This is a genomic window from Micromonospora sp. RP3T, assembly GCF_003027925.1.
GTDB lineage: Bacteria > Actinomycetota > Actinomycetes > Mycobacteriales > Micromonosporaceae > Micromonospora.
Map to the genome: position 1 here is coordinate 62,397 of NZ_PYPS01000031.1, position 22,373 is coordinate 84,769.

A 22,373-nucleotide genomic window follows, 5' to 3' on the forward strand; every position below is an offset into this window, starting at 1 on the left:
GGGGCACGGTGCGGCGATCGCGCGGCACGGTGGAACGGATCCGTGAGAGCGCTCTCTCAGCATCGGCGCAGAATGGGCGACTGTCAATGCGAAGGACGCCGATGCAGCTTCATGCGTCACACTGCATGACCTTGCAGGTGCCGGAATCGACTGCTAACCTTTCTGCATAGTCATGCGGAGGTTTGTATGGGCATTCGAGTAGCGGTGGCGGGCGCGAGTGGATACGCGGGCGGCGAACTGCTGCGCCTGCTCGCCGGCCACCCCGAGTTCGAGCTGGTCGCCGCCACCGCGCACCGCCAGGCCGGCCAGCCCGTCGCCGCCGTACACCCGCAGCTCACCGGCCTGGACCTGGTGTTCGGGGCGACCGAGGCGGAAACCCTGGCCGACGCGGACCTGGTCTTCCTGGCGTTGCCGCACGGCCAGTCGGCGGCGCTCGCCGCGGCGCTGCCCGACACGGCCATGGTGGTCGACCTCGGCGCCGACCACCGGCTGCGCGACGCCGACGCCTGGACCCGCTACTACGGCGGCGCGCACGCCGGCGCCTGGACCTACGGGCTGCCGGAACTGCCCGGCCAACGGCACGAGATCGCGGCGGCGCGGCGGGTGGCCAGCACCGGCTGCTACGCGGTGGCCACCACGCTGGCGCTGGCCCCGCTGATCGCCGCCGGCGCGGTACGCCCCGACGACGTGGTGGTGGTCGCCGCCTCCGGCACCTCCGGCGCCGGCCGGGCCGCCAAGGCCCACCTGCTCGGCAGCGAGGTGATGGGCGACCTCTCCCCCTACAAGGTGGGCGTCCACCAGCACGTGCCGGAGATCAAGCAGGCCACCGGCGCTACCTCGCTGTCGTTCACGCCGGTGCTGGCCCCGATGCCCCGGGGCATCCTGGCCACCGTCACCGCGGTGCCGACCGGCGACGCCGACCCCCGCGCGGTGCTGGCCGACGCCTACGTCGACGCGCCCTTCGTGCGCCTGCTGCCCGAGGGGGCGTGGCCGCACACCGCCGCCACCGCCGGCGGGAACTCCTGTCACCTCCAGGCGACGGTGGACACCGACTCGGGACGGGTCGTCGTGGTCAGCGCCATCGACAACCTGGGCAAGGGCGCGGCCGGTCAGGCCGTGCAGAACGCCAACCTGATGGCCGGGCTCCCCGAGACCACCGGCCTGTCCGCCTACGGAGTCGCCCCATGAGTGCGAGGAGTGCAGCGAAGCGGAGCCCCGCAGTCGCGAACGAAGGGAAAGCCCCGTGACCGTCACCACCCCCCGCGGCTTCCGCGCCGCCGGTGTCGCCGCCGGCCTCAAGACCTCCGGCCCCGACGTCGCCCTCGTCGTCAACGACGGACCGGACGCCGGCGTCGCCGGGGTCTTCACCGCCAACCGGGTGAAGGCCGCCCCGGTGCTCTGGACCCAGCGGGTCGTGCACGGCGGCGTGGTCCGGGCGGTGGTGCTCAACTCCGGCGGCGCGAACGCCTGCACCGGCCCGGCCGGCTTCCAGGACACCCACGCCACCGCCGAGCACACCGCCGCCGTGCTCACCGGCAGCAGCGCCCGGCTGATCGTCGGCGCCGGCGAGGTCGCGGTCTGCTCCACCGGCCTGATCGGCGAGCGGCTGCCGATGCCGAAGCTGCTGCCCGGCGTTCGGAACGCGGTGCGCGCCCTGTCCCGCGACGGCGGCCAACCGGCCGCCGAGGCGATCATGACCACCGACACCCGGCCGAAGACCACGGTGGCCCCCGGCAGCGGCTGGACCGTCGGCGGGATGGCCAAGGGCGCTGGCATGCTGGCCCCGGCCATGGCCACTATGCTGTGCGTGCTCACCACCGACGCGGTGGCCGGGCCGGACGTGCTGGACGCCGCGCTGCGGGCCGCCACCCGGGTCACCTTCGACCGGGTCGACTCCGACGGCTGCATGTCCACAAACGACACCGTGCTGCTGCTGGCCAGCGGCGCCTCCGGCATCGAGCCCAGTCTCGCCGAGCTGACCGACGCGGTGACCGCCGCCTGTCACGACCTGGCCCGGCAGTTGATCGCCGACGCCGAGGGCGCCACCAAGCAGGTCGCGATCGAGGTGGTCGGCGCGGCGAGCGAGGACGACGCGGTCGAGGTGGGGCGCGCGGTGGCCCGCAACAACCTGGTCAAGACCGCGCTGTTCGGCAACGACCCGAACTGGGGCCGGATCCTCGCCGCGGTCGGCACCACCGCCGCCGCGTTCGAACCGGACGAGGTCGACGTGGCGGTCAACGGCATCTGGGTGTGCCGGAGCGGGGCCGCCGCCGAGGACCGGGCCAAGGTGGACCTCGCCGGCCGCGACGTCGCGATCCGCATCGACCTGCACACCGGCGCCGCCGCCGCGACCATCTGGACCAACGACCTGTCGCACGGGTACGTGCACGAGAACTCGGCGTACTCCACATGATGAGTGACAACCTCAGCCGCGCCCAGGCCAAGGCCGCCACGCTGATCGAGGCGCTGCCCTGGCTGGCCCGGTTCGCCGGCGCCACCGTGGTGGTCAAGTACGGCGGCAACGCGATGACCGACCCCGAGCTGCGGCGGGCGTTCGCCGCGGACATGGTCTTCCTCCGGTACGCCGGCCTCAAACCGGTCGTGGTGCACGGCGGCGGCCCCCAGATCTCCGCCATGCTCGACCGGCTCGGCATCGCCAGCGAGTTCCGGGGCGGCCTGCGGGTCACCACCCCGGACGCCATGGACGTGGTGCGGATGGTGCTCGTCGGGCAGGTCGGCCGGGAACTGGTCGGGCTGGTCAACGCGCACGGCCCGTTCGCGGTCGGGCTCTCCGGCGAGGACGGCGGGCTGTTCACCGCGGTGCGCCGACCGGCGTACGTGGACGGGCAGCCGGTCGACGTCGGGCAGGTCGGCGACGTGGCGTCGGTGGACGTCTCCGCGGTCACCGACCTGATCGCGGCCGGCCGGATCCCGGTCATCTCCACTGTCGCGCCGGACGTCGACGGGGTGCTGCACAACCTCAACGCGGACACCGCCGCCGCCGCGCTCGCGGTCGCGCTGCGGGCGCGCAAGCTGGTCGTCCTCACCGATGTCGCCGGCCTCTACGCGGACTGGCCGGACACCACGAGCCTGGTCAGCGAGATCACCGCGGACGACCTGGCGACGCTGCTGCCGTCCCTGGAGTCGGGCATGGTGCCGAAGATGGAGGCCTGCCTGCGGGCGGTGCGCGGGGGAGTGCCCGCCGCGCACGTCGTCGACGGCCGGGTCGCCCACTCCACGCTGCTGGAGGTCTTCACCTCGGAAGGGTTCGGAACGATGGTCGTGAGCGCGAGGAGCGAGCTTGCGAGCCCCGCAGTCGCGAACAGGGAAGGCACGGTCGGTTCATGAGCACGCTGGTGCGGCGCTGGGGCGCCACCATGATGGACAACTACGGCACGCCGCCGCTGGCGCTCGTCTCGGGCGCCGGCGCCGTCGTGGTCGACGAGACCGGCCGGGAGTACGTCGACCTGCTCGGCGGCATCGCGGTCAACGCGCTCGGCCACGCCCATCCGGCCGTGGTGGCCGCCGTGTCGAAGCAGGTCGCCACGCTCGGCCACGTGTCGAACCTGTTCGTCGCCGAGCCGCCGGTGGCGCTCGCCGAGCTGCTGCTGGCGCTGGCCGGCCGACCCGGCCGGGTCTTCCTCGCCAACTCCGGCGCGGAGGCGAACGAGGCCGCGTTCAAGCTCTCCCGGCTCACCGGGCGACGGCACGTGGTGGCCACCCACGGCGGTTTCCACGGCCGGACCATGGGCGCGCTGGCGCTCACCGGCCAGCCGGCGAAGGCCGACCCGTTCCGTCCGCTGCCCGGCGACGTCACCCACGTGCCGTACGGCGACGCCGACGCGCTCGCCGAGGCCGTCACCGACGCCACCGCCATGGTGATCGTCGAGCCGATCCAGGGCGAGAACGGCGTGGTCGTGCCGCCGCCCGGCTACCTCACCGCGGCCCGGCGGATCACCGCCGCGCACGGCGCGTTGCTGGTGCTCGACGAGGTGCAGACCGGCGTCGGCCGCACCGGGCACTGGTTCGCCCACCAGGCCGAGGGCGTCGAGCCGGACGTGGTCACGCTGGCCAAGGGGCTCGGCGGCGGCCTGCCGCTCGGTGCCTGCCTGGCCTTCGGCCCGGCCGCCGACCTGCTCACCCCCGGCTCGCACGGCACCACGTTCGGCGGCAACCCGGTCAGTTGCGCCGCCGCGCTCGCGGTGATCGCCACGATCGCCAACGAGGGCCTGCTCGACCACGTCAAGCGGGTCGGTGAGCGGCTGCGGCGCGGCGTCGAGGCGCTCGGCCACCCGCTGGTACGCGAGGTGCGCGGCGCCGGCCTGCTGCTCGGCGTCGTGCTCGACCGGCCGGTGGCCGGCGCGGTGTCGACCGCGCTGCGGGAGGCCGGTTTCCTGGTCAACCCGGTGCAGCCGGGCGTGGTCCGGCTCGCCCCGCCGCTGATCCTCACCGCCGCGCAGGCCGACGCGTTCGTCGCCGCGCTCCCCGCCGCGCTCGACGCCGCCCCCGCCGAGGCAGCGTTGCCCGGTGCGGCGGCACGCCCCGCCGCGGCGACCGCGACCGTCCCCGGTGCGGCGACGCGCTCCGCCGCGGCGACCGCGACCGTCCCCGGTGCGGCGGCGCGCTCCGCCGAGGCGACCGCGACCGTCCCCGCCGAGGCGGCAACCGTCTCCACGCCCACCCCCGCCAGCCGCACGGAGGCCCCCGCATGATCCGCCACTTCCTGCGCGACGACGACCTCACGCCGGCCGAGCAGGCCGCCGTGCTGGACCTCGCCGCCCGGATGAAGACCGACCGTTACACCCACCGGCCGCTGGCCGGCCCCCGATCGGTGGCGGTGCTGTTCGACAAGCAGAGCCTGCGCACCCGGATCTCGTTCGACGTCGGCATCGCCGAGCTGGGCGGTCACCCCCTCGTGGTGGACACCCAGGTCACCCACTTCGGCCGGGGTGAGACGCTCGGCGACGCCGGCCGGGTGCTGTCCCGCTACGTCGCCGCGATCGTGCTGCGTACCCACGGCGACGACCGGATCGCCGAGGTCGCGGCGCACGCCGCCGTGCCGGTGGTCAACGCGCTCACCGACACGTTCCACCCCTGCCAGCTGCTGGCCGACCTGCTCACCGTGCGGGAGCGGTTCGGCGCCACCGCCGGCCGGATCCTGGCGTACGTCGGTGACGCGGCGAACAACATGGCCCACTCGTACCTGCTGGCCGGCGCGACCGCCGGAATGCACGTACGGGTCGCCGGCCCGGCCGGGTTCCAGCCGGACCCGGAGATCGTGGTCCGCGCCGAGAAGATCGCCGCCGGCACCGGCGGTTCGGTCCAGGCGCTCACCGACCCGGTCGAGGCGGTACGCGGGGCGCACGTGGTCGCCACCGACACCTGGACGTCGATGGGTCAGGAGGCCGACGGGCAGGACCGGGTCACCCCGTTCCGGCCGTACCAGGTGAGCGACGCCCTGCTGGAGCACGCCGCGGCGGACGTGATCGTGCTGCACTGTCTGCCCGCCCACCGGGGCGAGGAGATCACCGACGAGGTGCTCGACGGGCCGCGCAGCGCGGTGTTCGACCAGGCGGAGAATCGCCTGCACGCCCAGAAGGCGCTGCTGACCTTTCTCCTGGAGGCATCCACATGACCGCCCCGCTGACCCGCGCCGCCCGCCACGCCCGCATCGTCGAGCTGATCCGCGACGGCGCCGTCCACTCGCAGACCGAGCTGGCCGACCTGCTCGCCGGCGACGGCATCCAGGTCACCCAGGCCACGCTCTCCCGTGACCTGAAGGAACTGGGCGCGGTGACCGCGCGCGGCGGCGACGGGCGGGGGGTCTACCTGATCCCCGAGGACGGCCACCGGCCGCTGCGCGACGCCGAGGGGGCACCCGCCCGGCTGGTGCGGCTGCTGCGCGAGCTGCTCAACGGCGTCGACGCCAGCGGCAACATCGCCGTGCTGCGCACTCCGCCCGGCGCCGCGCACTACCTGGCCAGCGCGTTGGACCGGGCCGGCCTGTCCGAGATCGTCGGCACCATCGCCGGCGACGACACCATCCTCGTGGTGGCCCGCGAGGCCGACGGCGGCGCCGCGCTGGGCGACCGGCTCGCCGCGTGGGCCCGTCGGGACGAGACCGTGGAAGGAAACACCGCACCATGACCGAGCGGGTCGTCCTGGCGTACTCCGGGGGTCTCGACACCTCCGTCGCCATCCCGTACCTGGCCGAGCAGACCGGTGCCGAGGTGATCGCGGTCGCGGTCGACGTCGGCCAGGGCGGCGAGGACATGGACGTCATCCGGCAGCGCGCGCTGGACTGCGGCGCCGCCGAGTCCGAGGTGATCGACGCGCGCGACGAGTTCGCCGCCGATTACTGCCTGCCGGCCGTGCGGGCCAACGCGCTCTACATGGACCGCTACCCGCTGGTCTCCGCGTTGTCCCGGCCGCTGATCGTCAGGCACCTGGTGGCGGCCGCGCACCGGCACGGCGGCACGATCGTCTCGCACGGCTGCACCGGCAAGGGCAACGACCAGGTCCGGTTCGAGGTCGGCCTGCGCGCGCTCGCGCCCGACCTGAGGGTCGTCGCGCCGGCCCGGGACCACGCCTGGACCCGGGACAAGGCGATCGCGTTCGCCGCGGAGAAGGGGCTGCCGATCGACGTCACGGCCCGGTCCCCGTACTCGATCGACCAGAACCTGTGGGGCCGGGCCGTGGAGACCGGCTTCCTGGAGGACATCTGGCACGCGCCGGTCGAGGACCTGTACGCGTACACCGCCGACCCGGCCGAGGAACGCGACGCCGACGAGGTGGTGATCACGTTCGACGCCGGCGTCCCGGTCGCCCTCGACGGCGAGACGGTCACCCCGTACCAGGCGATCCTGGAGCTGAACCGCCGCGCCGGCCAGCAGGGGGTCGGCCGGATCGACATGGTCGAGGACCGGCTGGTCGGCATCAAGAGCCGCGAGGTGTACGAGGCGCCCGGCGCGATCGCCCTGATCACCGCGCACCAGGAGTTGGAGGCGGTCACCGTCGAACGGGACCTGGCCCGGTTCAAGCGCGGCGTCGACAGGCGCTGGGGCGAGCTGGTCTACGACGGACTCTGGTTCTCCCCGCTCAAGCGGGCGCTGGACGCGTTCGTCGAGGAGACCCAGCGGCACGTCAGCGGTGAGGTGCGGCTGACCCTGCACGGCGGCCGGGCGGTGGTGACCGGCCGGCGCTCCGAGGTCGGCCTCTACGACGTCGGCCTGGCCACCTACGACACCGGCGACACGTTCGACCAGTCGCTCGCGACGGGCTTCGTGCGGCTCTGGGGGCTGCCCAGCGCGATGGCCGCCGGACGGGACGCCCGGTGGGACGGGGCGCGGTCATGACCACCAGAATGGAAGACGTGGACGACAAGAGCCTGACCGAGAACAGTGCCGCCGCCAACCGGACGAGCCTCTGGGGAGGCCGGTTCGCCGGCGGTCCCGCCGAGGCGCTCGCGCGGCTGTCGGTGAGCGTCCAGTTCGACTGGCGCCTCGCCCCGTACGACATCGCCGGTTCCCGGGCGCACGCCCGGGTCCTCGCGGGCGCCGGGCTGCTCGACCCGGACGAGTTGGGGCGGATGCTGGCCGCGCTGGACGACCTGGAGGCGGCCTGCGCCTCCGGGGCGTTCCGCCCCACTGTGGACGACGAGGACGTGCACACGGCCCTGGAGCGCGGCCTGCTGGAGCGGCTGGGCAGCCTCGGCGGCAAGCTGCGCGCCGGCCGGTCCCGCAACGACCAGGTCGCCACCGACCTGCGGCTCTATCTGCGTGACCACGCCCGCGGGGTGGCCGCCCGGCTGGTCGAGCTGGCCGAGGCGCTGGTCGAGCAGGCGGAGCGGCACGTGGACACCGCCGCTCCCGGCATGACGCACCTCCAGCACGCCCAGCCGGTGACGTTCGGGCACTGGCTGCTCGCCCACGTGCAGCCGCTGCTGCGGGACCTGGACCGGCTGCGCGACTGGGACGAGCGGGCCGCGGTGAGCCCGCTCGGCGCCGGCGCGCTGGCCGGCTCCGGGCTGCCGCTGGACCCGATGGCGGTCGCCAAGGAGCTGGGTTTCCGCACCTCGTTCGCCAATTCGATGGACGCGGTCGGGGACCGGGACTTCGTGGCCGAGTTCCTCTTCGTCACCGCGATGGTCGGCGTGCACCTGTCCCGCCTCGGCGAGGAGGTGGTGCTCTGGACGTCGCAGGAGTTCGGCTGGGTCGAGCTGGACGACTCGTTCGCCACCGGTTCGTCGATCATGCCGCAGAAGAAGAACGCGGACATCGCCGAGCTGGCCCGGGGCAAGTCCGGCCGGCTGGTCGGCGGCCTGATGAGCGTGCTCACCATGCTCAAGGGCCTGCCGATGACCTACGACCGGGACATGCAGGAGGACAAGGAGCCGGCGTTCGACGCGGTCGACACACTGGAGCTGCTGCTGCCCGCGCTGGCCGGGATGATCTCCACGATGACGGTCCGGGTGGACCGGCTCGTGGCCACCGCGCCGTCGGGCTTCTCGCTGGCCACCGAGGTCGCCGACTGGCTGGTCCGCCGGCATGTGCCGTTCCGCGACGCGCACGAGATCACCGGGAGGCTGGTGGCGCTCTGCGCGGCCCGGGACTGCGCGCTGGACGAGGTCTCCGACGCCGACCTGACCGCGGTGAGCGAGCACCTGGACCCCTCGGTGCGCGACGTGCTCTCGGTGCGTTCGGCGCTCGCCGCCCGCACCACCCCCGGCTCCACCGGCCCCGGGCCGGTCGCCGACCAGCTCGCCACCGCCGCCGACAAGCTGGCCGGCTGGCGTGACTGGGCGGCCGAGCAGGTCGTGCCCCGCTGACCTGGACGCCCCGCGTGGTGGCCCGGCCGCCGCGCGGGGCTCAGGCCGTCGGCCGCTCCCGCTTCGGCAGCTTGGCCACCACCGCGTCGTACGACCCGTCGGCGGCCTCGATCAGCTCGTCGTCGGGGATGCCGCCGTCCAGCCGTAACGTGTTCCACCCGGACCGGCCGATGTAGGGCGAGGGCCGGGCGTCGGCCGGGAACCGGTGCAGCCACTCGTCGGCCACCTCCCGGGACGGCCCGCACTTCACCCCGAGCCGGGCCTCGCCGTCGGGCGAGCCGAGGAACGCGAAGATCCGGCTGCCCACCTTCACCACCTCGTCGGCCTCCCACGGCCGGTCGAGCCAGGCTCCCGGCTTGGCCAGGCAGTAGGCCAGCATCTCGTCGCGCGTCATCGCGTCCTCCCGTGCCGTCGTCGTCCGGCACAGTCTCGCCCGAAGCTGTGACAGCGCGCGGAATCAGTCGCCGGTGCCGGTGCGGACGGTGAGCCGCTCGTAGCGCTGCCGGGCCGCCTGGGCGCTGCCCAGCCCCAGCCCGAACGCGATCGCCTGCCAGGTCATGCCCCGGCCCCGGGCCACCTGCAACAGCCCGGCCTCCAACACGTCCACCTCGGCCCGCACGTGCGGGATCAGCGTCAGCGCGGCCATCAGGTCGGCCTGGTCGACCGGTTCCTCGCCGGCGTCCAGCTCCGCGCCGCCGGCCAGCGCCATCACCAGCGTGGCCGCCTCGTAGGCGTCCGGCACGTCGGGGTGCGCGTAGCGCCGGCGGCGGGCGTTCGTGCCGGCGTGCCGTTCGGCGATCCGCAGCAGCGCCGCGTAGTTGCGGTGGGCCCGGGCCTGAGCAGCATCCGGGGCGGTGAACGGGTCGTTGTCCACGGTGACCATGCCGTCCATCCCACACCCAGGAATGGCCTGTTGTCAACACCCCGTTGAAAGCCATTCATACAAAACGCCATGCCCTCCCGGATTCAGACGCGCCCGGAGCGCCACAGGTTGCGAGAACCACCCACCGGTCCCACCCGAGCCCCGGTCGATCAAGGAGTTCGCGTCGCCGTGCGGCGTCCCCCGGACGCGAACTCCTTGATCAACGGGTGGGTGAGTGGGGTGCTGTTACGGGGTCGCCGGGTGGCGGCGGCGTGGGGTGTGCCGGCGGTAGACGCTCACGCTCGGCTCGTCGGCCAGCCAGAACCGCCACGGCAGGTCGTGTGCGGCGGCCACGCCGACCCGAGGGCCGGCGACGATCCGCGCCGGGTCGACCGGGCTCTCCGGCGGGGCCAGCAGCAGCGGCCCGGTGCCGTCGACCGCGCTGGTGCCGTTGGCGTCCCGACCGAGGCCCAGCGCGGTCACCAGCCGGGCCGGGCCCCGGGCCAGGTCACGGTCCGAGGCGCGGGGCCGCCGCTCGCGGGCCGTGTCGACGCCGTCGACCACCGCGCCGGCGCGCAGCAGCACGGCCGCCGCCTCGCCGTCGCGACCGCAGACGATGTTCGCGCACCAGTGCATGCCGAACACGAAGTACACGTACACGTGCCCGGCCGGGCCGAACATGACCCGGTTGCGCGGGGTCGGCCCCCGGTGGGCGTGCGACGCGGGATCCTCACCGGTGCCGGCGTACGCCTCGACCTCGGTCAGCCGCACGCGGACGCCGTTCGCCGACACGGTCCAGCCGAGCAGGGTCCGCGCGGTGTCCGCGATGTCCGCGGCCGGCGCGTCGAGCCAGGGGTACGTCATGGCCGGCAAGCGTATCGGCCCTCACCTGCCGCTGGTCAGCCGAGAAGGGCGAGGAACTCCGAGGGCGTCAGCCCGGCCTGGCGAAGGATGGAGGCGAGGGTGCCACGCTTGACCGTGGCATGCTGCGGAACGACGACCACCAGGCCGGCTGAGTTGCGATAAACCGCGTGGCTGCCCTTGGTGCGGACGTGCTCGAAGCCGGCCCTGCTCAGACCGTTGAGCACCTTGCGCAGGGGCAGGTCCGCCAGGGCTGGGCTCACGCCGCCCGTCCGGCCTGGAAGGACGTCACCAGCGGCGTGGTCTCGATCGCCGGGTTCTCGACCTCGTCCAGGTAGGCCTCGACGGCCTCGCGAAGGTTGGTCAGCGCCTCGTCGACGGTCTCACCCTGGCTGGCGACCTCGATCTCCAGGCACCGGGCGACGTACCAGTCGTCCTCCTGGTGCACGGCGGCGGTGAACGTGCGGGCCATCGATCTCCTCCAGGGCGTCCCGGCAGCAGATCGATCCTACGCGGGGTGGCCGGTCGGCACGTGACCCCGGCCACGCCGGCGCGGCCGCGCGCCGGAATAGTTGACTCGTCAAATAGGTTGTGCGGGACGATGCCGGGCCGGCCGGTCCGGATCTCACCCCGAGGAGCTGGTCATGCAGTTCGGAATCTTCACCGTCGGTGACGTCACCGTCGACCCGACCACCGGACGGCTGCCGTCCGAGCGTGACCGGATCAAGGCCATGACCACCATCGCGCTCAAGGCCGAAGAGGTCGGTCTCGACGTCTTCGCCACCGGTGAGCACCACAACCCGCCGTTCGTGCCGTCGTCGCCGACCACCATGCTCGGCTGGATCGCGGCCCGCACCGAGCGGCTGATCCTGTCCACCTCGACCACGCTGATCACCACCAACGACCCGGTCAAGATCGCCGAGGACTACGCGATGCTCCAGCACCTGGCCGACGGCCGGGTGGACCTGATGATGGGTCGCGGCAACACCGGGCCGGTCTACCCGTGGTTCGGGCAGGACATCCGCAACGGCATCCCCCTCGCGATCGAGAACTACGACCTGCTGCACCGGCTGTGGCGCGAGGACGTGGTCGACTGGAAGGGCCGGTTCCGCACCCCGCTCCAGTCGTTCACCTCGACCCCGCGTCCGCTCGACGGCGTACCGCCGTTCGTCTGGCACGGCTCGATCCGCAGCCCGGAGATCGCCGAGCAGGCCGCGTACTACGGCGACGGCTTCTTCGCCAACCACATCTTCTGGCCCAGGGAGCACACCGAGCGGATGGTCGGCCTCTACCGCGAGCGGTTCGCGCACTACGGCCACGGCTCGCCGGACCAGGCGATCGTCGGCCTCGGCGGGCAGGTCTTCATGCGCCGCAACTCGCAGGACGCGGTGCGCGAGTTCCGGCCGTACTTCGACAACGCCCCGGTCTACGGGCACGGTCCGTCGCTGGAGGAGTTCACCCGGGAGACGCCGCTGACCGTCGGCAGCCCGCAGCAGGTCATCGACCGCACGCTGGGCTTCCGCGAGTACGTCGGCGACTACCAGCGGCAGCTCTTCCTGATGGACCACGCCGGCCTGCCGCTGAAGACGGTGCTGGAGCAGCTCGACCTGCTGGGCGAGGAGGTGGTCCCGGTGCTGCGCAAGGAGTTCGACTCGATGCGTCCGGTGCACGTGCCGGAGGCGCCCACCCACGCCGCCCTGCTGGCCGCCCGGGACGCCGCGACGAGCCCGGAGGAGGCGCGATGACCCGGCGTACCCTCGCGGTCGTCTCGGCCGGTCTCGGCCAGCCCTCGTCCACCCGCCTGCTCGCCGACCAGCTCGCCGCGGCCGCCCGCGACGAGCTGGTCGGCCGGGGGGCCGACGTGGAGCTGCGCCCGGTGGACCTGCGCGAGCACGCCCACGACGTGGTGAACCACCTGCTGACCGGCTTCGCGCCGACCGCCCTGCGCCGCACGCTGGACGCCGTCGCGGCGGCGGACGGTCTGATCGCCGTCACGCCGATCTTCAACGCGTCCTACAACGGGTTGTTCAAGTCCTTCTTCGACGTGGTGGACCGCGACGCGCTGGCCGGCACGCCGGTGCTGGTCGGGGCGACCGGCGGCACCGCGCGGCACTCGCTCGCGCTGGAGCACGCGGTCCGGCCGATGTTCGCCTACCTGCGGGCGGTGGTGCTGCCGACGGCGGTCTTCGCCGCGCCCGAGGACTGGGCCGGCGACGACGGCGACAGCGCGTTGCGGGCCCGGATCCGGCGCGCCGGGGCCGAGCTGGCCGAGCAGGTGGACCGCCGCCCGGCCACGTCCGGGCCGGCCGACCCGTTCGCCCTCACCACCGACTTCGCCGCGCTGCTGGCCGGCCACGACCCGACCTGATCGGGCTCGCCCGGCGTCCGCCGGCCGGCGTCAGTCGTCGGCCGGCTCCGGCCGGTGGGCGATCAGCACCGGGCAGTGGGCGTGCTGCACCAGGGCCTGGCTGACCGAGCCGAGCAGCAGCCCGGTGAAGCCGCCCCGGCCCCGGGAACCGACCACCACCAGCGACGCGTCGGCGCTCGCGTCCCGCAGCGCGGTCTCCGGGGAGGCGGCGACGACGGGGCGTTCGGTCACCCGCAGTGCCGGGTGCGCCTCCCGGATCCGAGCGGCAGCCGCGCCGAGCAGCTCGGCCGTCTCGGCCCGCTCCGCGGTGGTCGCCTCGGCCGCGACCTCCGGGGCCGGCGCGCCGCGCTCCGGCGCGCGTACGTGCGTCAGCACCAGCTCCGCGTCCCGGCGGTCGGCCTCCTCCGCGGCGAGTGCGACGGCGTACGCCGCGGACTCGGAGCCGTCCACCCCGACCAGCACCGGACCGCCGACCGGGATCGGCTGCTCCGCCGGCCGCACGACGAGCACCGGACAGTGCCCGTGCTGGGCCAGCTGGGCTCCGACCGAGCCGAGCAGCAGCCCGGCGAAGCCGCCCACCCCCCGGCTGCCCACCACCACCAGCTCCGCCCGGCGGGACTCCTCGACCAGCGTCGCGCCGGGCCCGCCGGCGACCTGACGCGCCTCCACCCGCAGCCCGGGATGCCGGTCGGCCAGCTCGGCGGCGACCCGTTCGAGCATCCGTTCCGCCTCCTCGGTGGGCGCGGGCACCCCGAGGTCGTACGGGTTGAGCGGTACGCCGTAGCCGAGCGGGTGCAGGTAGCCGTGCACCAGCAGCAGCGGCCGGGCGCGTGCGACGGCGGCCACGGCGGCCTGGTCGGCGGCGGTCAGGCTGGACGGCGACCCGTCCACCCCCGCCACGACGGGTCGGTTCATCGGATGATCCCTCCGGTCGACTCAGGCCATTGTGGCCGTCAGCCGTTCCGCGAGCGGGCGCCGCCACGCCCGGCCCGGTCCGGCGGGGCCCGCCCGTCGCGTTCGCGGCGGGCGGGCCCGGCTGTCCCGCCGTCGGGGCGGCCAGGTCAGCCCCGGGGGTGCCGGACGACGGCCAGCGGACTGCGGCAGTGGTGCAGCACCGCGTGGCTGACCGAGCCGAGCAGCAGTCCGCCCAGGCTGCCCCGGCCGTGCGCGCCGACCACGGTGAGCTGCGCCGTGCCGGATTCCTCGACCAGCACCCCGGCCGGCGACGCGGCGGCCACCAGCCTCGGCCGCACGGTGACCTCCGGGTAGCGCTCGGACCAGCCGGCCACCGCCTCCGCGAGCACCCGCTCCTCGTCGGCGCGGAGCTGCCGCGGGTCGTACCGCAGGAGCATGACGTCGCCGTACGCCTCGCGGAGACCGACCGGCGGCGGGAACAGCCAGGTGTGCACGACGACCAGTTCGGCGCCGCGCCGCGCCGCCTCGGCGAAGGCGAAGCCCACCGCCTCGTCCGACACCGGCGAGCCGTCCACGCCGACCACCACCGGGCCGGCGGCACGGGCCTCGCCCCGGCTGATCAGCACCGGACAGTCGGCGCGGGCGGAGAGCTGCACCGCCGCGGAGCCGACCAACAGCTCGGCGAAGCCGCCCAGACCGCGGTGGCCCAGCACGAGCAGCGCCGCGTCGCGGCTCTCCCGCAGCAGCACCGCGACCGGCCCGCCGTCGGTCACCGTGCCGGTCACCGCGAGGTCCGCATCGATCTTGCGGGCCTCCTCGACCGCCTCGGCGACCAGCTTCCCGGCCTCCCGCCGCACCTCCTCGTCGGGGAGCACGACGGCGACCGCGCCGAGCGGGGTACCGACCGGCTGCCACTGGAACGCGTGCACCACCCGCAACGGCCGGTGCCGCGACGCCGCCTCCCGCGCGGCCAGCCGGACCGCGTCCAGCGCCGACGGGGAACCATCCACGCCCACCACGACGGGGGCGCCGGATCTGTCGGTCATCACGTCCTCCTTCGTCCACCTCCAGCCTGGACCGGGCCGTCGCGGCGGGGCAGAGGCGACCGCCCGCGCGGCGCGGGACCATCGGCCCTGCCGGATCGCGGCGCGGCGGGGTTCACTGGAGTTCCGGCTCCCACCTGTCGATCGTGGAGGCGCGATGACCCCGCTGGAGATGCTCCGCGTGCACCCGTTCCTGGCCGGGCTGCCGGACGAGTGGCTGCCGCCGCTCACCGGCTACGCCCGCCCGGTGGCCTGGCACCCGGGGCACCGGCTGTTCCGGGCCGGGCAGCCGGCCGAGCGGTTCTGGCTGGTCCGGGACGGCCAGGTGGCGCTTGACTTCCCGGTGCCCGGTCGCGGCGACGTGGGGATCGAGACGATCGGCGCGGGCGGGGTGCTCGGCTGGTCCTGGCTGTTCCCGCCCTACCGCTGGCAGTTCGGCGCGGTGGCCACCCGGCGCAGCACCGCGGTGGAGTTCTCCGCCGAGGGGGTGCGCCGGCTGATGGGGTCCGACGACACGCTGGGCCGGCAGCTCACCGCCCGGTTCATGAGCGTCGTGGTGGACCGGCTCCAGGCGTCCCGGGTGCGGCTGCTCGACCTGTACGGCTATCCGACGGCCGCGGCGGGCTGACTCACCCGGCGGCGGAGTCGCGCCGGATCACCAGCTCGTCCACCTCGAGCCGACCGATGCGCAGCTCGCGGACCACCGCGCGGCGCACCACCAGCCGGCCGATCACGAGCGCGCCCACCGACACGGCGCCGAGCGCCAGCGCGCCCACCGCCAGCGCGCCCACGGCCGTACCGCCGAGGGCCCGCGCCCCGGTCGCCTGGGCGCCGATGGCCTGCGCGCCGGTGGTCCCTATGCCGGTCGCCTGCGCGCCGGTGGTCCGCGCGCCGGTCGCGACCAGGCTCCGGAGACGCGAGGTGCGGTGTGCGGTCGACATGCCGCCATCGTAGTGCGGACCGGGACCGTCGGGCCGCCCCGCGCCACCGGAGGTCAGGTGACGGTGAGGCCGCGTTCGACGAACTGGCCGCGCACCCGGGCCAGCAGCTCCGGGTCCGGCGGCGCGGTGTCGGCGAGCGGGAAGGCGAGACCCAGCTCGGCGTACTTGTGCGCGCCGAGCCGGTGGAACGGCAGCACCTCGACGCGTGCCACACCGGTCAGCCCGGCGGCCACGTCCGCCACCCGGGCCACCTCGTCGACTGCGTCGGTCAGCCCGGGCACCAGCACGTACCGGATCCACATCGGCGTGCCCCGGTCGGCCAGCCGCCGGGCGAAGCGCAGCGTCGGCGCGAGCCGGCCGGTGCCGGTGACCCGGCGGTACGTCTCCGGGCGCCCGGCCTTGACGTCCAGCAGCACCAGGTCGGTGGCGTCCAGCAGCGCGTCGTCGGCCCGGTCGCCGAGGAAGCCGGACGTGTCCAGCGCGGTGTGCAGGCCGAGCGCGTGGCAGCGGCGCAGCAGCTCCCCGGTGAAGCGGGGCTGCAACAGCGGCTCGCCGCCGCTGACCGTGACGCCGCCGCCGGCCACCTGGACGAACCGGCGGTACCGGGCGATCGTGGCGACCATCTCGTCCACCGTGCGCCGCCGGCCGCTGCGCCCGTACCAGGTGTCCGGGCTGTGGCAGTACCGGCAGCGCAGCGGGCAGCCGGCCAGGAAGACCACGAAGCGGGTCCCCGGCCCGTCCACCCCGATCGAGGTGTCCCAGGAGTGCACCGCCCCGTCGAGGACCGGTGGCGCCGCGCCCGGCGCCACCGGCGACCGCCCGGTCACAGCGACCCGTGGAACGTCCGGGACACCACGTCCCGCTGCTGCTCCGGCGTGAGCCGGACGAAGTTCACCGCGTACCCGGAGACCCGGACGGTGAGCTGCGGGTACCGCTCCGGGTGGGCCATCGCGTCGAGCAGCGTGGCGCGGTCCAGCACGTTCACGTTGAGGTGGAACCCGCCGGCGTCGGCGTACCCGTCGAGCACCCCGGCCAGGTTGGTGATCCGCTCCTCGCGGGTGTGCCCGAGGCCGTCCGGGGTGACCGTGCCGGTCAGCGAGATGCCGTCGCGGGCCGCGTCGTACGGCAGCTTCGCCACCGACAGCGCGGCGGCGACCAGGCCGTGGGTGTCCCGGCCGTTCATCGGGTTCGCGCCCGGCGCGAACGGCTCGCCGGCCCGCCGCCCGTCCGGCGTGTTGCCGGTGTGCCTGCCGTAGACCACGTTGGACGTGATGGTGAGCACCGACATGGTCAGCTCGGCGTCGCGGTAGGCGCGCTGCCGGCGCAGCTTCGCCGCGAACGTCTCGACCAGCCACACCGCGATCTCGTCGGCCCGGTCGTCGTCGTTGCCGTAGGTCGGGAACTCGCCCTCGACCGCGTAGTCGACGGCCAGCCCGGTCTCGTCGCGCAGCACCTTGACCCGGCCGTACCGGATGGCCGAGAGGCTGTCCACGGCGACCGAGAGCCCGGCGACGCCGGTGGCCATGAACCGGCGCACCGGGTGGTCGTGCAGCGCCATCTCCAGCCGCTCGTACGCGTACCTGTCGTGCTGGTGGTGGATCACGTTCAGCGCGTCCACGTACGTCTGCGCCAGCCAGTCCAACGTCCGGTCGTACGCGGCCAGCACCTCGTCGTGGTCGAGCGTCTCGCCGCCGACCGGCGGGGTGGGCGGGGCGACCTGCTCCCCGGTCAGCTCGTCCCGGCCGCCGTTGATCGCGTACAGCAGCGCCTTGGCCAGGTTCACCCGAGCGCCGAAGAACTGCATGTCCCGGCCGACCCGCATGGCCGACACGCAGCAGGCGATCGCGGTGTCGTCGTCGTACGCCGGACGGATCAGTTCGTCGTTCTCGTACTGGATGGCGCTGGTGTCCAGCGACACCTGCGCGCAGAACCGCTTGAAGCCGTCGGGCAGCCGGGGCGACCAGAGCACGGTCAGGTTCGGCTCGGGCGCCGGACCGAGGTTGTAGAGGGTCTGGAGGTAGCGGAACGTGGTGCGGGTGACCAGCGGCCGGCCGTCCGCGCCCATCCCGCCGAGCGACTCGGTGACCCAGGTCGGGTCGCCGGAGAAGAGCTGGTCGTACTCGGGGGTGCGGAGGAAACGGATGATCCGCAGCTTGATCACGAAGTCGTCGACCAGTTCCTGCGCGCCGGTCTCGTCCAGCCGCCCCTCGACGATGTCCCGCCGCAGGTAGACGTCGACGAAGCCGGCGGTGCGGCCGAGCGACATGGCGGCGCCGTTCTGCTCCTTCGTGGCGGCCAGGTAGCCGAAGTAGAGCCACTGGATGGCCTGCTGGCCGGTGGCGGCGGGACGGGAGATGTCGAAGCCGTACCCGGCGGCCATCTCCTTCAGCTCGCCGAGTGCCCGGATCTGCTCGGCCAGCTCCTCCCGGTCCCGGATCACGTCGTCGGTGCTGCGCCGGCCGTCCAGCGCCGCCTTGTGGGCGCGGCGTTCCTCGATCAGCCGGTCCACCCCGTACAGCGCCACCCGGCGGTAGTCGCCGATGATCCGGCCCCGCCCGTATGCGTCGGGCAGCCCGGTGACGATGTGCGAGCGCCGGGCGGCGAGCACGTCCTCCGGGTACGCGTCGAAGACCGCGTCGTTGTGGGTGCGGCGGTACCGGGTGAAGATCTCGTGCACCCGCCGGTCGGGTTCCCGCCCGTACGCCCGCAGCGCGGTCTCCACCATCCGTAGCCCGCCGGCCGGCATGATCGCCCGGCGCAGCGGCGCGTCGGTCTGGAGCCCGACGATCAGCTCCCGCTCCCGGTCCACGTAGCCGGGCGCGTGCGCGGTGATGGTGGACGGGGTGGCCGCGTCGATGTCGTACACGCCGCGCCGTCGCTCCTCGGGGAACAGGGCGCGCAGCCGGTCCCAGACCGCGAGCGTCCGCTCGGTCGGTCCGGTCAGGAACGACGCGTCCCCGAGGTAGGGCTCGTGGTTGCGGTGGACGAAGTCGGCGACGTCGATGGTCTCGCGCCACGGCCCGTCCCGGAAGTCCCGCCACGGGTCCACGGTGCGCTGGTTGCCGTTCATGGTCACTCCCTCGGTTCCGCCCGACCTTCCAGCTCCACCCTTCCGCCGCGCGCCCCGGCCCGGCAGAGCCCTCGGTCCCCACCCTCGGGACCTACGCCCCTCTCGCACGATCATGACGTTGGCGGCCGGATCGGAGATCCACATCGCCGTCAACGTCATGATCGACGCGCCCCGGGGGGCTAGGGTCAGCGGGGGAGGGGGCGGGCCCGCAGCAGGCGGGCCCACCAGGGGCGGGTGTCGGGGCGGGGGCGGGGGAGGGACGCGCCGCGCAGGCTGAGCCAGCCGCCGGGGCCCATGGTGACCGTGCGCACCGCCGGTGGGCGGCGCCGGGACCAGACGGCCACGGCGGCGGTGAGCGCGGCCACCGCGAACGCGCCGGTGGCGGCCGCGACGAGCTGGTCCGGGTCGGTCACGCGCCGGTAGCGGACCCGGCCGTCGGTCAGCACGAACGCGCCGACCGGACGGCCGGCGTGGGTCACCGGCACCAGCGCCGTGCCCGGCGTGCCGGGCAGTTCCAGCACCGGCCCCACCGACCCGGAGCCCACCGCCTTCGGGTTCGGTGCCGGGACCGGGGACGGGGACGGGGCGGGCGTCGGGACCGGGGGCGGGCCGAGGGTCGGGTCGGGGGCCGGCGCCGGCGGCGCGGGCCGGGGGAGCGGCGGAACCGTGTTCAGGCCGGTCGGGTTGAAGATGGCGGTCATGGCGCTGCCCTCCTAGCGGGAGTCGGACGAGTCGGTGCCGGCCGCGACGGCGACCCGGCCGGCGGCCAGCCGGGCCACCGGCACCCGGTACGGCGAGCAGGAGACGTAGTCGAGCCCGGCGGCGGCGAAGAACGCGATCGAGTCCGGGTCGCCGCCGTGCTCGCCGCAGACGCCGACGGTCAACCCGGGGCGGGCCGCCCGGCCCTCGGCGACGGCCAGCCGGACCAGCCGCCCCACGCCGCCGACGTCGAGGCGCTCGAACGGCGAGACTCCGAAGATCCCCCGGGCCAGGTACGCGGGGAAGAACGACCCCTCCACGTCGTCCCGGGAGAACGCCCAGGTGGTCTGCGTCAGGTCGTTGGTGCCCAGCGAGAAGAAGTGCGCCTCGGCGGCGATCTCCCCGGCGGTCAGCGCGGCGCGGGGCGTCTCGACCATGGTGCCGATCGGGATCTCCGGCGCGCCGTCCACCTCGGCCAGCACGCGTCGTGCCTCGTCGGCCACCGCGGCGAGTTCGCGGACGTCCCCGACCAGCGGCACCATGATCTCCGGGCGCGGGTCGCCGCCGGCCCGCAGCCGCTGCGCGGCGGCCTCGGCCAGCGCCCGCACCTGCATGGCGAACAGCCCCGGCACCACCAGCCCGAGGCGGACGCCGCGCAGCCCCAGCATCGGGTTCGCCTCGTGCATCCGGCGCACCGCGGCCAGCAGCGTCGCGTCCCGGCCCGGGTCCTCGCCACGCGCCTGCGCGCGGGCCACCCGGGCGGTCAGCTCCGCCAGCGGGGGCAGGAACTCGTGCAGCGGCGGATCGAGCAGCCGGACCGTGACCGGCAGCCCGTCCATCGCGGCGAGCAGCCCCACGAAGTCGGCCCGCTGCAACGGCAGCAGCGCGTCCAGCGCCGCGTCCCGTTCCACCGGCTCGTCGGCGAGGATCAGCCGCTCGACGAGGGCCCGGCGCTCGCCGAGGAACATGTGCTCGGTCCGGCACAGCCCGATGCCGGCGGCGCCGAGCCGGCGGGCCCGACCGGCGTCCTCCGGGGTGTCCGCGTTGGCCCGGACACCCAGCGTGCGTACCGCGTCGGCGTGCCCGAGCAGGCGGTGCACGGCGGCCACCAGCGGGTCGCTCTCCGGGCGCAGCTCGCCGGCCAGGTACCGGGCCACCGGCGACGGCTGCACCGGCACCTCGCCGAGCCAGATCCGCCCGGAGGTGCCGTCGATCGAGATCAGCTCGCCGGCCCGCACCACCCGGTCGCCGACCGTGAACTCGCCGCGGTCGACGTCGATGCGCAGCGCGTCCGCCCCGCACACGCAGGTCCGGCCCATCCCGCGGGCCACCACGGCGGCGTGCGACGTCTTCCCGCCGCGCGAGGTGAGCACGCCGGCCGCGGCGATCATGCCGGGCAGGTCGTCCGGGTTGGTCTCCGGACGGACCAGGATCACCGGCCCGTCGGCCGCCGCCGCGGCGGCGGAGTCGAAGACCACCCGGCCGACCGCCGCGCCCGGCGAGGCGCCCACCCCGACCGCCAGCGGCGGGACCGCCCCGTCGGAGTCGAACGCGGGGAACATGAGCTGGGCGAGCTGCGCCCCGGTCACCCGGGTCAGCGCCTCGTCCGCGGTGATCAGCCCCTCGTCGGCGAGCTGCGCGGCGATCACGAACGCGGCGGCGGCGGTGCGCTTGCCGACCCGGGTCTGCAGCATCCACAGCCGTCCGCGTTCGATGGTGAACTCCACGTCGCACAGGTCGCGGTAGTGCCGTTCCAGCGTCGACATGATCTGCCGCAGCCGGTGGAAGCTCGCCGGGTCCAGCCGTTCCAGCTCGGTCAGCGGCACCGTGTTGCGGATGCCGGCCACCACGTCCTCGCCCTGCGCGTCGGTCAGGTAGTCGCCGTACACGCCGGGCGCGCCGGTGGCCGGGTCGCGGGTGAACGCCACCCCGGTGCCGGAGTCCGGGCCCAGGTTGCCGAAGACCATGGCCATCACGTTGACGGCGGTGCCCAGGTCGTCCGGGATCCGCTCCTGCCGCCGGTAGACCCGGGCCCGCTCCGAGCGCCAGGAGGAGAACACCGCGCCGACGGCGAGGAAGAGCTGCTCGTGCGGCGCCTGCGGGAAGTCGTGCCCGACATGCCGGGTGAAGATCTTCTTGTACGTGTCGACCAGGTCGCGGAGCTGCTCGGCGTTCGGCCCGCCCGGCCCGGCGGTGGCCCGCACCGCGGCCAGCTCGTGCGCGAACTCCTCGGCCGGGATGCCGTGCACGGTGTGCCCGAACATCTGGATCAACCGCCGGTACGAGTCCCAGGCGAACCGCTCGTCGCCGGCGTGGGCGGCCAGCCCGGCCACCGTGACGTCGTTGAGCCCGATGTCGAGGATCGTCTCCATCATGCCCGGCATCGAGTACCGGCCGCCGGAGCGGACCGCCAGCAGCAGCGGGTCCTCCGGGTCGCCGAGCCGCCGGTCCAACCGTGCCTCGACCTGGCGCAGGTGCGCGTTGATCTCCTCGTACAGCCCGTCCGGCGGCGTGCCGGTGGCCAGGTAGGCGCGGCACGCGTCGGTGGTGACGGTGAACCCGGGCGGCACCGGCAACCCGAGCCGGGTCATCTCGGCCAGGTTGGCGCCCTTGCCGCCGAGCAGGTCGGCCTGGCTCCGGTCACCCTCGATGAAGTCGTAGACGTACTTGCGCATGGTCCGGCCTCCTCGGCTGCGTGGTTCCTCCTCCTTGGTAGCGGTCCGGCCGGCCGCCCCGGCAGGGCCGGACGCCGCCCGGGACGGGCCGGAGGTCCCGAAGGGTGTCGGT

23 protein-coding genes are annotated in these 22,373 nt (G+C 74.6%); 11 read left to right on the forward strand and 12 right to left on the reverse strand.

The window, feature by feature from the left end; genetic code table 11:
• Nucleotides 1-186: 186 nt before the first annotated feature.
• From argC to argH, 8 genes are read left to right on the forward strand one after another with little or no spacing between them, the layout of a single operon-like run.
• A complete protein-coding gene (gene argC, locus C8054_RS23235; RefSeq protein ID WP_107160115.1) occupies nt 187-1,188 on the forward strand; it encodes an N-acetyl-gamma-glutamyl-phosphate reductase in 1,002 nt (333 codons plus the stop codon).
• A gap of 55 nt (nt 1,189-1,243) precedes the next feature.
• Nucleotides 1,244-2,413 (forward strand): bifunctional glutamate N-acetyltransferase/amino-acid acetyltransferase ArgJ, encoded by a 1,170-nt coding sequence (argJ, locus tag C8054_RS23240; protein WP_107160117.1) that lies wholly within the window; start codon nt 1,244-1,246, stop codon nt 2,411-2,413.
• Nucleotides 2,410-3,348, forward strand: coding sequence for an acetylglutamate kinase (argB, locus tag C8054_RS23245; RefSeq protein WP_233220082.1), 939 nt, complete (start codon nt 2,410-2,412; stop codon nt 3,346-3,348). The genes argJ and argB overlap by 4 nt, the downstream gene beginning before the upstream one ends.
• The gene (locus tag C8054_RS23250) at nt 3,345-4,712 is read left to right on the forward strand and encodes an acetylornithine transaminase (protein ID WP_107160121.1); all 1,368 of its coding nucleotides are present in this window, start codon (nt 3,345-3,347) and stop codon (nt 4,710-4,712) included. The genes argB and C8054_RS23250 overlap by 4 nt, the downstream gene beginning before the upstream one ends.
• The gene (argF, locus tag C8054_RS23255) at nt 4,709-5,635 is read left to right on the forward strand and encodes an ornithine carbamoyltransferase (protein ID WP_107160124.1); all 927 of its coding nucleotides are present in this window, start codon (nt 4,709-4,711) and stop codon (nt 5,633-5,635) included. Before C8054_RS23250 ends, argF begins: the two co-directional genes overlap by 4 nt.
• Nucleotides 5,632-6,147, forward strand: a complete 516-nt coding sequence (locus tag C8054_RS23260) for an arginine repressor (RefSeq protein ID WP_107160126.1) — start codon at nt 5,632-5,634, stop codon at nt 6,145-6,147. The genes argF and C8054_RS23260 overlap by 4 nt, the downstream gene beginning before the upstream one ends.
• On the forward strand, nt 6,144-7,355 hold the full coding sequence (locus tag C8054_RS23265) for an argininosuccinate synthase (RefSeq protein WP_107160128.1): 1,212 nt from the start codon (nt 6,144-6,146) through the stop codon (nt 7,353-7,355). Before C8054_RS23260 ends, C8054_RS23265 begins: the two co-directional genes overlap by 4 nt.
• Before the next feature lie 8 nt (nt 7,356-7,363).
• Nucleotides 7,364-8,827 carry an argininosuccinate lyase gene (gene argH / locus C8054_RS23270; protein ID WP_107160130.1) on the forward strand — a complete coding sequence of 488 codons (1,464 nt, stop codon included), beginning with the start codon at nt 7,364-7,366 and terminating at the stop codon, nt 8,825-8,827.
• A 40-nt stretch (nt 8,828-8,867) separates the two neighbouring features.
• Here the strand turns inward: argH and C8054_RS23275 are convergent, their stop codons facing one another.
• From C8054_RS23275 to C8054_RS23295, 5 genes are all read right to left on the reverse strand, one after another.
• The gene (locus C8054_RS23275) at nt 8,868-9,221 is read right to left on the reverse strand and encodes an MmcQ/YjbR family DNA-binding protein (RefSeq protein WP_107160132.1); all 354 of its coding nucleotides are present in this window, start codon (nt 9,219-9,221) and stop codon (nt 8,868-8,870) included.
• Nucleotides 9,222-9,284: 63 nt separating this feature from the next.
• A complete protein-coding gene (locus C8054_RS23280) occupies nt 9,285-9,719 on the reverse strand; it encodes a DNA-binding protein (RefSeq protein ID WP_233220091.1) in 435 nt (144 codons plus the stop codon).
• Nucleotides 9,720-9,935: 216 nt separating this feature from the next.
• A complete protein-coding gene (locus tag C8054_RS23285; RefSeq protein ID WP_107160134.1) occupies nt 9,936-10,553 on the reverse strand; it encodes a DNA-3-methyladenine glycosylase in 618 nt (205 codons plus the stop codon).
• A gap of 35 nt (nt 10,554-10,588) precedes the next feature.
• Complete coding sequence (locus tag C8054_RS23290) at nt 10,589-10,813, reverse strand: type II toxin-antitoxin system HicA family toxin (RefSeq protein WP_107160136.1); 225 nt, start codon at nt 10,811-10,813, stop codon at nt 10,589-10,591.
• Nucleotides 10,810-11,022 carry a type II toxin-antitoxin system HicB family antitoxin gene (locus C8054_RS23295; protein ID WP_107160139.1) on the reverse strand — a complete coding sequence of 71 codons (213 nt, stop codon included), beginning with the start codon at nt 11,020-11,022 and terminating at the stop codon, nt 10,810-10,812. Before C8054_RS23295 ends, C8054_RS23290 begins: the two co-directional genes overlap by 4 nt.
• A gap of 172 nt (nt 11,023-11,194) precedes the next feature.
• On the opposite strand from C8054_RS23295, the gene C8054_RS23300 reads away from it, so the two are divergent.
• Complete coding sequence (locus C8054_RS23300; RefSeq protein ID WP_107160141.1) at nt 11,195-12,295, forward strand: LLM class flavin-dependent oxidoreductase; 1,101 nt, start codon at nt 11,195-11,197, stop codon at nt 12,293-12,295.
• Entirely contained in the window at nt 12,292-12,918 is a 627-nt protein-coding gene (locus C8054_RS23305) for a CE1759 family FMN reductase (RefSeq protein WP_107160143.1), read from the forward strand. The genes C8054_RS23300 and C8054_RS23305 overlap by 4 nt, the downstream gene beginning before the upstream one ends.
• Before the next feature lie 30 nt (nt 12,919-12,948).
• On the opposite strand, the gene C8054_RS23310 is transcribed toward C8054_RS23305, so the two are convergent.
• The gene (locus C8054_RS23310) at nt 12,949-13,833 is read right to left on the reverse strand and encodes a universal stress protein (protein ID WP_107160145.1); all 885 of its coding nucleotides are present in this window, start codon (nt 13,831-13,833) and stop codon (nt 12,949-12,951) included.
• Nucleotides 13,834-13,979: 146 nt separating this feature from the next.
• Nucleotides 13,980-14,879 carry a universal stress protein gene (locus C8054_RS23315; RefSeq protein WP_107160147.1) on the reverse strand — a complete coding sequence of 300 codons (900 nt, stop codon included), beginning with the start codon at nt 14,877-14,879 and terminating at the stop codon, nt 13,980-13,982.
• Nucleotides 14,880-15,033: 154 nt separating this feature from the next.
• On the opposite strand from C8054_RS23315, the gene C8054_RS23320 reads away from it, so the two are divergent.
• On the forward strand, nt 15,034-15,504 hold the full coding sequence (locus tag C8054_RS23320; protein WP_107160149.1) for a cyclic nucleotide-binding domain-containing protein: 471 nt from the start codon (nt 15,034-15,036) through the stop codon (nt 15,502-15,504).
• Between the two features lies 1 nt (nt 15,505).
• Here the strand turns inward: C8054_RS23320 and C8054_RS23325 are convergent, their stop codons facing one another.
• The 5 genes from C8054_RS23325 to ppdK all read right to left on the reverse strand — a co-directional run bounded on the left by C8054_RS23325 (nt 15,506) and on the right by ppdK (nt 22,261).
• Nucleotides 15,506-15,817, reverse strand: coding sequence for a hypothetical protein (locus C8054_RS23325; protein ID WP_107160151.1), 312 nt, complete (start codon nt 15,815-15,817; stop codon nt 15,506-15,508).
• Nucleotides 15,818-15,870: 53 nt separating this feature from the next.
• The gene (gene pflA / locus C8054_RS23330) at nt 15,871-16,644 is read right to left on the reverse strand and encodes a pyruvate formate-lyase-activating protein (RefSeq protein WP_107160153.1); all 774 of its coding nucleotides are present in this window, start codon (nt 16,642-16,644) and stop codon (nt 15,871-15,873) included.
• Nucleotides 16,641-18,887, reverse strand: a complete 2,247-nt coding sequence (gene pflB / locus C8054_RS23335; RefSeq protein ID WP_107160156.1) for a formate C-acetyltransferase — start codon at nt 18,885-18,887, stop codon at nt 16,641-16,643. Before pflB ends, pflA begins: the two co-directional genes overlap by 4 nt.
• Before the next feature lie 185 nt (nt 18,888-19,072).
• On the reverse strand, nt 19,073-19,588 hold the full coding sequence (locus C8054_RS23340) for a hypothetical protein (protein ID WP_107160158.1): 516 nt from the start codon (nt 19,586-19,588) through the stop codon (nt 19,073-19,075).
• A 12-nt stretch (nt 19,589-19,600) separates the two neighbouring features.
• Complete coding sequence (gene ppdK, locus C8054_RS23345) at nt 19,601-22,261, reverse strand: pyruvate, phosphate dikinase (RefSeq protein WP_107160160.1); 2,661 nt, start codon at nt 22,259-22,261, stop codon at nt 19,601-19,603.
• Between the last annotated feature and the right edge of the window lie 112 nt (nt 22,262-22,373).

Coding starts and splice junctions, on each gene's coding strand:
- argB (WP_233220082.1), top strand. CDS start 2,410: ATGATGAGTGACAACCTCAGCCGCGCCCAGGCCAAGGCCGCCACGCTG.
- C8054_RS23340 (WP_107160158.1), bottom strand. CDS start 19,588: ATGACCGCCATCTTCAACCCGACCGGCCTGAACACGGTTCCGCCGCTC.
- C8054_RS23305 (WP_107160143.1), top strand. CDS start 12,292: ATGACCCGGCGTACCCTCGCGGTCGTCTCGGCCGGTCTCGGCCAGCCC.
- C8054_RS23295 (WP_107160139.1), bottom strand. CDS start 11,022: ATGGCCCGCACGTTCACCGCCGCCGTGCACCAGGAGGACGACTGGTAC.
- C8054_RS23310 (WP_107160145.1), bottom strand. CDS start 13,833: ATGAACCGACCCGTCGTGGCGGGGGTGGACGGGTCGCCGTCCAGCCTG.
- C8054_RS23280 (WP_233220091.1), bottom strand. CDS start 9,719: ATGGACGGCATGGTCACCGTGGACAACGACCCGTTCACCGCCCCGGAT.
- argH (WP_107160130.1), top strand. CDS start 7,364: ATGGAAGACGTGGACGACAAGAGCCTGACCGAGAACAGTGCCGCCGCC.
- C8054_RS23260 (WP_107160126.1), top strand. CDS start 5,632: ATGACCGCCCCGCTGACCCGCGCCGCCCGCCACGCCCGCATCGTCGAG.
- C8054_RS23325 (WP_107160151.1), bottom strand. CDS start 15,817: ATGTCGACCGCACACCGCACCTCGCGTCTCCGGAGCCTGGTCGCGACC.
- C8054_RS23300 (WP_107160141.1), top strand. CDS start 11,195: ATGCAGTTCGGAATCTTCACCGTCGGTGACGTCACCGTCGACCCGACC.
- C8054_RS23250 (WP_107160121.1), top strand. CDS start 3,345: ATGAGCACGCTGGTGCGGCGCTGGGGCGCCACCATGATGGACAACTAC.
- C8054_RS23275 (WP_107160132.1), bottom strand. CDS start 9,221: ATGACGCGCGACGAGATGCTGGCCTACTGCCTGGCCAAGCCGGGAGCC.
- C8054_RS23285 (WP_107160134.1), bottom strand. CDS start 10,553: ATGACGTACCCCTGGCTCGACGCGCCGGCCGCGGACATCGCGGACACC.
- argF (WP_107160124.1), top strand. CDS start 4,709: ATGATCCGCCACTTCCTGCGCGACGACGACCTCACGCCGGCCGAGCAG.
- C8054_RS23315 (WP_107160147.1), bottom strand. CDS start 14,879: ATGACCGACAGATCCGGCGCCCCCGTCGTGGTGGGCGTGGATGGTTCC.
- C8054_RS23265 (WP_107160128.1), top strand. CDS start 6,144: ATGACCGAGCGGGTCGTCCTGGCGTACTCCGGGGGTCTCGACACCTCC.
- argC (WP_107160115.1), top strand. CDS start 187: ATGGGCATTCGAGTAGCGGTGGCGGGCGCGAGTGGATACGCGGGCGGC.
- pflB (WP_107160156.1), bottom strand. CDS start 18,887: ATGAACGGCAACCAGCGCACCGTGGACCCGTGGCGGGACTTCCGGGAC.
- ppdK (WP_107160160.1), bottom strand. CDS start 22,261: ATGCGCAAGTACGTCTACGACTTCATCGAGGGTGACCGGAGCCAGGCC.
- C8054_RS23320 (WP_107160149.1), top strand. CDS start 15,034: ATGACCCCGCTGGAGATGCTCCGCGTGCACCCGTTCCTGGCCGGGCTG.